At 45.5% G+C, this 12,132-nt stretch carries 10 protein-coding genes; 1 reads left to right on the top strand and 9 read right to left on the bottom strand.

Features of this window, described 5'->3' with window-relative positions; translation table 11 throughout:
* The first annotated feature begins 304 nt into the window (after window positions 1-304).
* Window positions 305-493 (top strand): hypothetical protein, encoded by a 189-nt coding sequence (locus tag P9687_RS10065; RefSeq protein WP_014095724.1) that lies wholly within the window; start codon window positions 305-307, stop codon window positions 491-493.
* A gap of 451 nt (window positions 494-944) precedes the next feature.
* On the opposite strand, the gene pepF is transcribed toward P9687_RS10065, so the two are convergent.
* The 9 genes from pepF to P9687_RS10020 form a co-directional block, all read right to left on the bottom strand.
* Complete coding sequence (gene pepF, locus P9687_RS10060) at window positions 945-2,759, bottom strand: oligoendopeptidase F (RefSeq protein WP_168985946.1); 1,815 nt, start codon at window positions 2,757-2,759, stop codon at window positions 945-947.
* 67 nt (window positions 2,760-2,826) lie between these two features.
* Window positions 2,827-4,011, bottom strand: a complete 1,185-nt coding sequence (locus P9687_RS10055; RefSeq protein ID WP_230090526.1) for a competence protein CoiA — start codon at window positions 4,009-4,011, stop codon at window positions 2,827-2,829.
* Window positions 4,012-4,304: 293 nt separating this feature from the next.
* A complete protein-coding gene (gene mecA / locus P9687_RS10050; protein ID WP_061577837.1) occupies window positions 4,305-4,964 on the bottom strand; it encodes an adaptor protein MecA in 660 nt (219 codons plus the stop codon).
* A 364-nt stretch (window positions 4,965-5,328) separates the two neighbouring features.
* A complete protein-coding gene (spxA, locus tag P9687_RS10045) occupies window positions 5,329-5,724 on the bottom strand; it encodes a transcriptional regulator SpxA (RefSeq protein WP_013858789.1) in 396 nt (131 codons plus the stop codon).
* A 278-nt stretch (window positions 5,725-6,002) separates the two neighbouring features.
* A complete protein-coding gene (locus tag P9687_RS10040; protein ID WP_029141810.1) occupies window positions 6,003-6,944 on the bottom strand; it encodes an ABC transporter ATP-binding protein in 942 nt (313 codons plus the stop codon).
* A gap of 1 nt (window position 6,945) precedes the next feature.
* Window positions 6,946-8,007, bottom strand: a complete 1,062-nt coding sequence (locus tag P9687_RS10035; RefSeq protein WP_061575846.1) for an ABC transporter ATP-binding protein — start codon at window positions 8,005-8,007, stop codon at window positions 6,946-6,948.
* Window positions 8,008-8,025: 18 nt separating this feature from the next.
* Window positions 8,026-9,045, bottom strand: coding sequence for an oligopeptide ABC transporter permease (gene opp3C, locus P9687_RS10030; protein WP_035189779.1), 1,020 nt, complete (start codon window positions 9,043-9,045; stop codon window positions 8,026-8,028).
* Window positions 9,042-9,974 carry an oligopeptide ABC transporter permease gene (opp3b, locus tag P9687_RS10025; RefSeq protein WP_035189781.1) on the bottom strand — a complete coding sequence of 311 codons (933 nt, stop codon included), beginning with the start codon at window positions 9,972-9,974 and terminating at the stop codon, window positions 9,042-9,044. Before opp3b ends, opp3C begins: the two co-directional genes overlap by 4 nt.
* A 128-nt stretch (window positions 9,975-10,102) precedes the next feature.
* Complete coding sequence (locus P9687_RS10020; protein WP_061577838.1) at window positions 10,103-11,773, bottom strand: peptide ABC transporter substrate-binding protein; 1,671 nt, start codon at window positions 11,771-11,773, stop codon at window positions 10,103-10,105.
* Window positions 11,774-12,132: the final 359 nt, after the last annotated feature.

Here is a 12,132-nt window from a genome sequence, read left to right as displayed (position 1 = left end):
AACATCCTTGCCAATCCCTAAAAAAGAAAGAGGCCTTGCGTTTGCAAGGCCTCTTTCAACACGAACAAAGGGGATGGGAGAAATTTTTCACGGTCAAACAAAGGGGTATGTTTGCTTGTGATCAACTTCACATCTATATAATAACATCCCCCTATCCGGTATGCAAGTACTTGTTAAATAGTTCACACATCTGTCAAATTTAAATTTTGCATACCGCGTCAGCCTGTTCATAAAATAGCACTGAAGCTGTGTAAATAACAGAAGACCGAGACTGTGTAAACCTGATGAAAGGAGCCTGGTGGATATGAAAAAATGTAAACTTATCGCACTTGCCGCCGGTTTCTGCGCTTTATTCTGCCTGAATCTGCTCGGCCTGATGAAGCTTCTCCCTCTTTTTCTCACGTCCACGCTTTTGTTCGCGGCCATCTTCGCGCTGCTTTTGCATGTAAACCGCCGCAACCGTTTTAAAGGGTTTAACAGGCGCCACTTGTAACAAGCGGCTTAAAAAACAACGCCGCGGGCCTGCTCCCTTATCTACAAAAAGTGTCCCATACAAATTGAGCGGTGGAAAAATTCCGCCGCTGTTTCTTTATCCGAGCAAGTTTTCCATTTCCGTTAATTTTTCTTCAAATACTTTTAATGCAACCGTTTTAAAAGATTTAACAGGCGGCAAGCGGCTTAAAAAACAACGCTTGCTACCCTGCTCCCTTATCTACAAAAAGTGTCCCATACAAATTGAGCGGTGGAAAAATTCCGCCGCTGTTTCTTTATCCGAGCAAGTTTTCCATTTCCGTTAATTTTTCTTCAAATACTTTTAATGCAACCGTTTTAAAAGATTTAACAGGCGGCAAGCGGCTTAAAAAACAACGCCGCGGGCCTGCTCCCTTATCTACAAAAAGTGTCCCATACAAAATGAGCGGCGGAAAAATTCCGCCGTTGTTTCTTTATCCGAGCAAGTTTTCCATTTCCGTTAATTTTTCTTCAAAAACTTTTAACGCATCTTCGACCGGTTGGGGTGACGTCATATCGACGCCTGCTTTTTTCAATACTTCAATCGGATATTCCGAGCTGCCGGCGCTCAAATAGCCGATATAGCGTTTGACAGCCGGTTCCCCTTCTTCGAGGATTTGTTTGCTTAATGCGGTCGCGGCGCTGAAGCCGGTCGCATACTGATATACATAATAATCGTAATAAAAATGCGGAATGCGTGCCCACTCAAGCCCGATTTCCTGATCGATGGCGATATCCGTGCCAAAGTATTTTTGGTTCAGCTTATAATACTCATCTGTCAAAAGTTCCGCTGTCAGCGCTTCGCCATGTTGCGCTTTTTGATGGATCAGATGCTCAAATTCGGCAAACATCGTCTGGCGGAAGACCGTCCCGCGGAAACCTTCCAGATAATGATTCAATAAGTAAATCCGCTGTTTCTCGTCTTTGATCGTTTTTAACAAATAATCGTTCAACAGCGCCTCATTGCACGTGGAAGCCACTTCCGCCACAAAAATGGAATAATCCCCGTACGGATACGGCTGGTTCTTCCGCGTGTAATAGCTGTGGACGCTGTGGCCGAGCTCATGCGCGAGGGTGAACACATTGTCAATATTGTCCTGCCAGTTCAGCAAAATGTACGGATTGGTCCCGTAAGCGCCCGAAGAATAGGCCCCACTCCGCTTGCCTTTGTTTTCCACCACGTCAATCCAGCGGTTTTCAAACGCCTGCTGTAAAATGCCCTGGTATTCCCCGCCGAGCGGATGGAGTCCGTCAAGCACGATCTCTTTCGCTTTTTCATATGTCACTTCCATATCGGCGTCCTGGACAAGCGGCGTATACAGATCGTACATATGCACTTCATCAAGCTGCAGCACTTTTTTGCGCAAAGCAACATACCGCTGCAGCAAACCGAGATGCTTGTTCACCGTTTCCACAAGCTGGTCGTACACTTTTTCAGGAATATGGTTTGCCGAAAGGGCAGCTTCACGCGCCGAACGGTAATGGCGGATTTGCGCAACAACATTGTTCTTTTTCACCTGGCCGCTGAGCGTGCTCGCAAACGTGTTGGTGAATTTTTTGTAGGTCGCATACAATTTCTGGAATGCCTCTTTGCGCACGCGGCGGTCTTTGCTTTCCAGCAGGCGTGTAAAACGGCCGTGCGTGATCTGCACTTCATTGCCGTTTTCATCGATCACAGTTGGGAACTCAAGGTCTGCATTGTTGAGCATGCCGAAAGTGGTGCTGGAAGTATTCAACACTTCTGAAACCTGTGCGAGCAATGCTTCTTCTTCCTTCGATAAAATATGCGGGCGCATCTCATTGATTTCTTCCAATGCGTGCCGGTACAATTGCAGCGGCTCATAAGCTTCCAGGAATTCGTTCAGTTTCGCTTCTTCAATCGAAAGAATTTCCGGCACCACAAACGCAAACGCGCTCCCAACCTGGGCGGCAAGACTTTTCGCTTTGCTGTCTATCCCCTGATAAAAGGCATTCGTTGTATCCTGGTCATAACGCATATGCGCGTATGTATACAGCTTGCCGAACCTTTCTGTCACTTCATCCTGGAACTTTAGCGCATGATAAAGCTGTTCAGCGCTTTCGCCAAGTTTCCCCTGATAAGAAGCGGCATCGGCCAGCTTTTCTTTTACTGCTTGGTATTCTTTATTCCAGTCATCGTCGCTTGGAAAAATATCCTCAAGCCTCCAGGTTAATGCTTCACGAACCTCGTCCCGGCTTGGCAACGCGTGTACTTTTTTCCCATTTTCCATCAATTTTCCTCCATTCTTCACAAAAAATTCCTTCTTTTTTCATTTTAGCGTAACTCCCCTGATCCCGCTACTGTTCCGCTTTCCCGGTTGAAACACCGGCCCCGAGCACGGAAGACAGATGGCGCTCCATATGTTCAAGTTCTTCTGTATTTTTTGGCGCAAAAACATTTTTATTCATATAGTAGCCTGCTTTTCCTTTTGACCAGAGCCCTAATTGAACGAGCAGCTGCGCATACTCATAAATCATCGCTTTCGCCGCGTTCCTTTCGCGTACATACGGTGACTTTCTGAATGCAATTTCCTTTTTTTCCATCCTCACGGTAAACAGCCGCAGCAGTTCGTCCAGTGAAACCGCTGCTTTTGTCCGCAATGCGAAAAGGGCATCCAGCCATATATAGAATTGCCACTCGACCGGATGCTGTTTACAGGCAGCCATGTGCAAAAGCGGCAGGCCGATAAACGGCGGCAGGGACCCGGGGTGCATTCCCGCTTCATACACGTGCCGTAAAAACGGGTCTTGAAAGGCTTTTCCAAACTGAATCTTCAGGCCGATCCAGCGCCGCCTTTCCGCAAACCATTCAGGAAGCGGCACAGGGGCAGAAACAAGTGAAAACTGGTCATCTGTAAACGGAAAAGAAAAGGCAGACAGCGGCTTTTCCGCGTAACAGGCGTGGAACGTTTTGGCGGATATGGGCGTCATGTGGGACAAGAGGCAGACCTTCTTTTTGCCGGGAGCATAGCTGAATAAATAAAAGTGGTGCCGGGTATGCCGTAAAAAAGACAACTGAAAATCGCTGCAACGGTACACGCTTTCCGCCTCTTTCCCTGAGGACCGGAAAGGCATACCGCCCAGTATCCAAACAGGCAAAATGCCGAGGTGCCTGTACCCTTCCGTTCTCTCCATCAGCCGCTCAAACGGGATCGGGGAACACTGGTATTCAATGGCAAAAAGCTGCCGGTATTTGCGCACCACAAGATCTGCCCTTTGCCGGATAGAAGGAAAATATTGTTCGAGGGAAACATCGAGCCCCTGCCCCCTCAACCATAAAAACAAGTCTTTTTTGCCTTGCAAATGCATCGGGCTTTCCGGTTCAGAAAATGTGGCACAAGTGGAATGGCGGTAATGGGAAAAATGGGGGGTGACACGGCTGCCGATTTTTAAAATGAGGGGTTCACGGCAGTCCCGACAGTAAAACGTATGGGAGGTTTTTAACTGCTTTAGATCCAATCTTGTAAAGCGTTCCGTCAGCATGATCAGCTCCCCCCGCTCGTTTAGCGCAGAAAGCAACGGCATCCTCTCCTTTTTTAACTGTAGGCGGGCCCTCTAGCCGGCAGTCCCGCTTTTGTTTGGCCGTGGCATTCGGTCGTATGCAGTTGCCGGCCTCTCCGCAAGCCTTAGATTGACCGGCCCTTATCTGTATAAACGCCATGCACAGCCGTATTGAATACATTCACCACCCGGGGCGAAAAATCCTGTTTGCCAGGATGAATTTTTTCCGGATAAACAAAAAAATCGATGCGTTTGCGGCACCGATTTTTTATCGATTAAAAGTACGAGTTTAATTTCGCAAATACATTGCTGTCAATGATCAGCTTTCCGTATTCCAGGAGACGGTGGCTTGTGACAGAGGAAAGGTCGGAATACTCCAGCAGCTGGCTTAACTTAAAGTCATTGGCTTCTTCCGTTTCCTCTTCCGGGAAGCGGACATACAGATAATATTTGCCTTCAAAGGCGTACAGCTTCGTGCTGACGTCTTCCATCCGAACGTTTTTGGCCAGCGCCAGCAAATCTTCAAAGTCCCTGAAATACAAGACCTGTTCGAGCGGATCGCCGTCCGTGAAAACCTGCTGCATCGGCGTTTGGAAGTTCTCACTGAAGAATTCTTCAAGCTGGTCGCCGATTGGCAGTTCTTTCAGCTTTTCGTCCGGAATCGGCAGCTCAAAACGCTGTCCGTCTTTCGACAACTGCGCTTTTGTGACAAGCACTTCCAGCCCTTTTTCGAGCGCCTGCACCTGTATCCAAAGCGGGCCTTCCGGGTCAAATACATCGTCATCCGTGTGAATCTCATCCATCATTTCCCAGAACAATTCTTCGCTTCTTTCCCGATCATACCAGATTTCTTCACGATTAAACCCGCGTTTCTCTATATCAACGTACGAAATATAAAACTTCACCGTGTTCTCATTGATTCTTTCGATTTCCATACATCAGCTCTCCCTTCTTGCAGGTGTAGTGAAGGGACATGTTCCCCCATTCAGGTATAGGTAACCTTGTACTTTTATTTTATGATAAAATACTGGCAAATGGAAATAAAAAAACTTTCCTTTTTAAAATTCCACGCCGGCCCATTTCTTAAACATCCGGCAAAAAAAGATCATTTGCATCTTTTTTGTATTGTATCCGATTTGCTGCAGAAATTCAAGACAAAATTTTCTAAATACATATTCATTATTTGACAATTTTATGACAAAAAGGTGAAGAAAACCTCCCGGGCCGGAACCTGGGAGGTGATTTGCCGGTTTACGCTTTCGGATGAAAGGCATCCGGCAAAAGAAATGATAAAAGTTGTCAATTCACAAGCCTTTGTGCTTCCCTGAGCTGGAATGTCCGCACTTTCCGCGGCAGGAAGCGGCGGATTTCATCTTCGTTATAGCCGACCTGCAGCCGTTTTTCGTCCACGATAATCGGCCGTCTTAATAAACCGGGGTTTTGCTGGATCAAAGTGTATAATTCCTGCAGCGGCAGGGCATCCAGATCAACGTTTAATTTTTGGAATGTTTTCGAACGGGTGGAAATAATTTCGTCCGTCCCGTCTTCCGTCATCCGCAATATCCCTTTAATTTCATCCAGTGAAAGCGGTTCAGAAAAAATGTTGCGCTCTTTATACTCAATATGGTTTTCTTCAAGCCAATTTCTTGCTTTTCTGCATGATGTGCAACTTGGTGAAGTGTATAATGTGACCATCTAGCATTCACACTCCTAAATTTTTATATTTGGATTCCCATTTGATTCTCACATTAAAATAAGTTTAATCAAACAATCTCTATTATGTATTATACACTATATCCGCGTTATTGAATATATTTTTTTGAAAAATAGTTTGTTGTATTTTTCCCCGGTTTAATAGTCTTCTTTTTCCCCAATTCTCTCTATTTAAACCCTTATTCTTCATTTTTTTATAAAAAAGCGAAAAGAAGAACGCACTTCAACCGGCATGCGTTCTTCTTCCCACTTGAGAATGGTCAGCCATTATAAGCTTTTTTGTACTGCTCGAGTTCCCTTTCCGAACAGTAGACAAAATGGTGCGGCGCCACTTCGCGCATTTTTACTTCTTCGCCTTCCTTATATTGATGGACGGACGGGTCGTAAATTTTCCGTTGCCGTGTCCGTTCATAGTCAGGGTCCGGAAGCGGGATGGCGGATAGCAAGGACTGCGTGTACGGATGAAGCGGATGGTTATACAAATCATCGGCATCGGCCAGTTCCACAAGCTTGCCGAAATACATGACGCCGATCCGGTCGCTGATATATTTCACCATCGACAAATCGTGGGCAATGAACAGATACGTTAAATGATGTTCTTTCTGCAGTTTTTTCAACAGGTTCACAACTTGCGCCTGAATTGAGACGTCCAGCGCTGAAATCGGTTCGTCAGCAATAATAAATTCAGGATCGACCGCAAGTGCCCTGGCGATCCCGATCCGCTGCCGCTGCCCGCCCGAGAATTCGTGCGGATAACGGTTGGCGTGTTCTTTGCTTAAGCCGACCGTTTCCAGCAGTTCATAAACCCGGTGCATCCGTTCTTCATTTGATTTTGCAAGCCCGTGGATATCAATTCCTTCCGCAATGACATCGGCCACTTTCAAGCGCGGATTGAGCGAAGCATACGGATCCTGGAAAATCATTTGCATTTTCCGGCGGAACTGTTTCAGCTCTTTATGGGACATTTTGTCATGGACATTTTTGCCGCCATACAAAACTTCCCCTGCCGTTGCATTGTAAAGGCGGATAATCGTCCGCCCGGTTGTCGATTTGCCGCAGCCGGATTCGCCGACAAGCCCGAGGGTTTCGCCTTTGTAAATATCAAATGTGAGATCATCGACAGCACGGACTTCATTTGCCCTTCCAACATTGAAATATTGTTTTAAATGTTTGACTTCGATCAGTTTTTCTTTCACTGCCACTTTACTTCCCCTCCTCAGCCGGTACCGGGCGCACGTTCCCTTTAAACTTGTACATCCGCTTTTTCACGGCTTCCGGCGGCTCCACTTTTGGGGCGTCCGGATGCAGAAGCCATGTTGCGGCATAATGCGTATCCGACACTTTAAACATCGGCGGCTCCTGCTCCAAATCGATTTTAAGTGCGTACGGATTGCGCGGCGCAAAGGCATCCCCTTTTGGAGGGTTCAATAAATCCGGAGGGGTGCCCGGTATCGCGTACAGTTCTTCATCCCTGACATCGAGGCTCGGCATCGAACTAATCAGCCCCCATGTATACGGATGTTTTGGATTATAAAAAATTTCATCCACTGTTCCGATTTCGACAATTTTCCCGCCGTACATGACGGCAACACGGTCTGCCACATTGGCAACCACGCCCAAATCGTGCGTAATAAAAATAATGGAGGTATCAATTTTGGACTGCAGTTTTTTCATCAGTTCCAGAATTTGCGCCTGAATCGTAACATCAAGCGCCGTTGTCGGTTCATCCGCAATTAAAATTTTCGGGTTGCACGCCAAGGCAATGGCAATGACGACCCTTTGCCGCATCCCGCCGGAAAACTGGTGGGGATACTGTTTGATACGGATCTCCGCATTCGGGATGCCGACCAGTTTTAACAGTTCGATTGCGCGTTTTTTCGCTTCATTTTTATGCATTTTCTGGTGTTTCAAAAGCGGCTCCATAATCTGCTTCCCGATTGTCATGGTCGGATTTAAAGAAGTCATCGGATCCTGGAAAATCATCGAAATCTCTTTCCCGCGGATCGACTGCATCTTTCTTTCTGACACTTTGGCAATGTCGACGTCGCCGAACAGGATTTGCCCCGACTTGATTTCCGAATTGTTCGGGGGCAACAGCCGCATAATCGATTTCGTCGTCACCGATTTCCCTGAACCGGATTCCCCTACGATGGCCAATGTTTCCCCTTTATATAAATCAAAACTCACACCGCGGATCGCTTTTACTTCACCGGCAAAAGTGTGAAAGGATATATTCAGGTCTTTCACTTGCAAAATCTTTTCCATTCGGCTTCACCTCATTTCTTAATCGCGCATTTTCGGGTCAAATGCATCACGCAAACCGTCAGCCAGCAGGTTGAAGGCAACGAGCAGCAGACAAATAATCGTGCCCGGCACTGCCATCAAATACGGCAGGAACTGGAATGTCTTATAACCGTCTTCAATCAATGTCCCAAGCGATGCAGCCGGGGACTGGAGCCCGATCCCGATGAAACTTAAAAAGGCTTCGAAGAAAATCGCACTTGGAATGGTGAACATTGTATTGATAATAATCACCCCGGTTAAATTCGGGAGCAGATGTTTAAATAAAATCCGCATGTTCGAAGCGCCAAGTGTCTTTGCTGCCAATACGTACTCCATATTTTTCAGCTTTAACACCTGGCCGCGGACGACCCGCGCCATATTCAGCCAGCCGGTGATCACCATGGCAATCGTGATGGAAAGGATCCCCGGTTTGAAAATCAGCAGCATTAAGATAACGACAATCAAGTTCGGGATGCCGGACAAAACTTCAATAATCCGCTGCATCACGTTATCGACCTGCCCGCCTTTATATCCGGATATGAGGCCGTAAGAAACGCCGATGATCATATCGATCAACGCCGCAAGGAAGGCGATATATAAGGAAATTCTCGTCCCCTGCCATGCCCTTGCAAACAAGTCGCGGCCGAGAGCATCCGTGCCGAACCAGTAATACGTTTGAATATGGTTCTGTTCATACATGTTCACTTTTTGCCCGCCAACCGTCTGGGATCCGTCAAAAATGCCGAGCTTTTCAATCACAGGAATTCTTGGCGGCAAATTCGCCCTGGATGTATCTTGCGCGTACGGACCCGATTTGGAAAGATGCGGCCCAATGATCGCCATCAAAATTAAAATTACAATCACAAACAAACTGACAACCGCACCTTTGTTTTTGCGGATCCGCATCCATGCATCCTGCATAAAGGACAGTTGCGGTTTGGCAATCAATTCACTTTGTTCACGATCCGGGGCTGCGGGTTCAAATAATTCTTTCGGCAATGCCTCTATGTTGTTGTTCATGATTTATTCCCCCCGGCCAATCGAATTCTCGGGTCAATGACACCGTATAAAATGTCGACAACTAATGTAATCAAAACTAACAGGAATGAGAAAAAGAGGGTTGTCCCCATAATAATCGGGTAATCATTCATTTGAATGGATTTAACAAATTGTTCGCCAATCCCGGGAACAGCAAAAATTTGTTCCACAACCATCGATCCGGTCATCAAGTTAACGGCAAGCGGCCCAAGCACCGTAATAAGCGGAATCAGCGCGTTCCGGATCGCGTGCTTAAAGGCGATTTGCCCGTAAGAATTCCCTTTTGCTCTCGCCAGCGTAATGTAATCGGAACCGAACACTTCAATCAGCTCCGTTCTCATAAACCGTGCAGCTGTGGCAACCGGAAAAATAGCGAGCGCAATCGTGGGCAAGATCGAAGAGGCGAACCCATCCCAAGCTGCAACCGGCAGCCATTGCAGTTTCGCGCCTATCACATATTGCAGGACTGCGGCAAATACAAACGAGGGAATGGATATACCGAGGACCGAAAGAAATGTGCTTCCGTAGTCAATCCATGTGTTTTGAAACATTGCCGCCAGTACGCCTAGTAATATGCCAATTAACGTGCCGACAATCATGGCCTGAATCCCCAACTGCAAGGACGGCTCCATCCTATCCGCAATCAGCTGTGCAACCGGCTGGTTGTCAAACTGGAAAGAAACACCGAGATCCCCTTTCAGCAAATTCACCATATAGTTTTTATACTGGACAGGCATAGATTCATTCAGCCCGTATTTCTGGTTCAGGATTTGAACCTGCTCCGTTGACAATTTTTGCTGGTTCCGGAACGGGGTCCCCGGCAAAAATTTCATCAGGAAAAACGTAAAAGAAGCAATAATAAATAAGGTAATGCACAAATAAATAATCCTTTGCACAATATACTTCGTCACACGTGACACCTCCCAAAGAAAAGGAATGTTTAAATTTTTCGCATAAAAATCCGCTTAACGGTGAAAAGAGAGTATTTCGGAAAGAAAATACTCTCTTTTACCTTTTTAATTGAAGTCATGCAGTTTTCTTACTTTTGAACATATGCATCTTTAAATGTGTAATCCGGCCCGAATGTATGGTACTCGATCCCTTTTACATACGGTTTAACAAGGCGTAATGTAGCACGTTGATAAATCGGGCCGATCGCCGCATCGTCCATCAGGATTTTTTCAGCTTGCAGCATGATTTGCCAACGTTTTTCCGGATCATTGCCGTATTTGTTCTTCGCTTCATCAATCAGCTTATCGTATTCTTTATTCGAATAGCCGGAATTGTTGTTATCCCCGTTTGTGACAAACAAGTCGAGGAATGTCATCGGGTCTTTATAGTCCGGTCCCCATGCTGCAACTTGAATATCGTAGTCCTGGTTGGTATCCAACTGCAGGCGGTTTTTAAACGGTACATTTTTCAATGTCACTTTTAAACCAGGCAAGTTCTTTTCAAGCTGGTTCTGCATGAATTCCAGTGTTGATTTAGCCGTATCGGTATCATCAGATAAAATTTCAAATGACAATGATTTTGTACCTAATTCTTTCAAGCCCTTTTCCCAATATTTCTTTGCCTCTGCAGGATCATACTGGAGGTAAGAACCGGATTCCGTACGGAAATCTTTGCCATTTTTCGGATCTTTTGCAAAGTCTTTTGGTACTAAGCCGTTTGCAGGGAAAGACCCGTTAGATAGCACTGTATTAACAAATGCTTTTCTATCATAAGCCATTGAAAGCGCCATCCGGATATTTTTGTTTGCCAGAGCGGTTTTCTTTCCGTTTCTGACTTCATTGTATTTGAAGTAGAAAACAGAAGCTTCCGGAACTGTCATCGCATCTTTGTTGTTTTTATATTGTTTCGCGTATTCAGCATTCAAAACAGTCCGGTCGATTTTGCCCGTATTGTACAAGTTGACCCCGGTACTTGGCGATTTCACAACCTGGACATTGATCTGTTTCAGTTTCACATGTTTCTTGTCATAGTAATTCGGGTTTTTCACGTATTTCCATGTCAGGCCTGTGCCGTTCCAGTCTTTCAACACGAACGGGCCGTTGAACAACATATTGTCGCTATTTGTCCCGAACTTGCTGCCTTTTGACTCAACAAATTTTTGGTTGAGCGGCAGATACGTGCCGAAAGCCAGCAATGATTTTAAGTAAGGGACCGGTTTTTCAAGCTGGACTTGCAATGTGTGGTCATCAATCGCTTTTACCCCTAAAGTGCTTGGATCTTTTTTGCCGGCAATGATATCTGAGGCGTTTTTAATGACACCTCCGAAAATATAGGCATATTGTGAGCCTGTCTTCGGATTCACGGCCCTTTGCCAGGAGTAAACAAAGTCTTTTGCCGTAACCGGATCGCCGTTTGACCATTTCGCGTCTTCACGGAGCTTAAACGTATACGTTTTGCCGTCTTTGCTGACTGTCGGTTCTGCTTTCGCAATCCCGAGCTTCAGTTCATCGTTTTTCCCAACGACATAAAGGCCTTCCATTGTACTACCGAAAACGGTAAAACTTGCGACATCCGTTGCAAGTGTCGGATCCCCTGTCGGAAGTTCAGCCGTCTCATCCATATTCAGCACTTGCTTGGTTTTGGATGAACCGCCGCTTGAGCCTGAACTGCTGTTTTTGCTTCCGCCGCCGCATGCGCCGAGGACGAGCGACAGGGCAAAAGTCAGCGTCATAAACACATAAAATTTTGACTTCTTCATCAGCTAACCACCCTTTTTTTATTTTTCTGAAAAGCGAGCGACTTTTCGAATTTAATTATACTAACATTTCACGGGCTTGTACATATTTTTTTAATCTTTTTTAATTACGTAAAAAGGCTAATAAACCAAAAAGGTGTTGACACTTCAATATTGTAAACCCTTACAAAAGGTTGAAAAAATTTTAAATAAAACTATAATAACGAAAAAACTTTGGTAGGTTTTTTAACAACATTTTTTAATTTGGAAGCGCTGCCAACCGCTTAACTTCCGCGTTTCGTTGTATTTACAATTTTTAAATTAATTTTAATAAATTTAATTTAACTTTAATTTAGCTTCAGATCTGTATGTGTAAAATTTTA

Origin of the sequence: Weizmannia sp. CD-2023, assembly GCF_036225245.1 — a bacterium.
In the GTDB taxonomy this organism is placed as follows: domain Bacteria; phylum Bacillota; class Bacilli; order Bacillales; family Bacillaceae_C; genus Weizmannia; species Weizmannia faecalis.
Note: the sequence above shows the minus strand (reverse complement) of the source record. Positions and strands in the feature narration are given on the sequence as shown.

Bases quoted from the DNA above. Each gene is read 5' to 3' on its own strand.
- P9687_RS10020 (WP_061577838.1), bottom strand. From the start codon at position 11,773: ATGAAGAAGTCAAAATTTTATGTGTTTATGACGCTGACTTTTGCCCTG.
- P9687_RS10035 (WP_061575846.1), bottom strand. From the start codon at position 8,007: ATGGAAAAGATTTTGCAAGTGAAAGACCTGAATATATCCTTTCACACT.
- mecA (WP_061577837.1), bottom strand. From the start codon at position 4,964: ATGGAAATCGAAAGAATCAATGAGAACACGGTGAAGTTTTATATTTCG.
- opp3C (WP_035189779.1), bottom strand. From the start codon at position 9,045: ATGAACAACAACATAGAGGCATTGCCGAAAGAATTATTTGAACCCGCA.
- spxA (WP_013858789.1), bottom strand. From the start codon at position 5,724: ATGGTCACATTATACACTTCACCAAGTTGCACATCATGCAGAAAAGCA.
- P9687_RS10065 (WP_014095724.1), top strand. From the start codon at position 305: ATGAAAAAATGTAAACTTATCGCACTTGCCGCCGGTTTCTGCGCTTTA.
- P9687_RS10055 (WP_230090526.1), bottom strand. From the start codon at position 4,011: ATGCTGACGGAACGCTTTACAAGATTGGATCTAAAGCAGTTAAAAACC.
- pepF (WP_168985946.1), bottom strand. From the start codon at position 2,759: ATGGAAAATGGGAAAAAAGTACACGCGTTGCCAAGCCGGGACGAGGTT.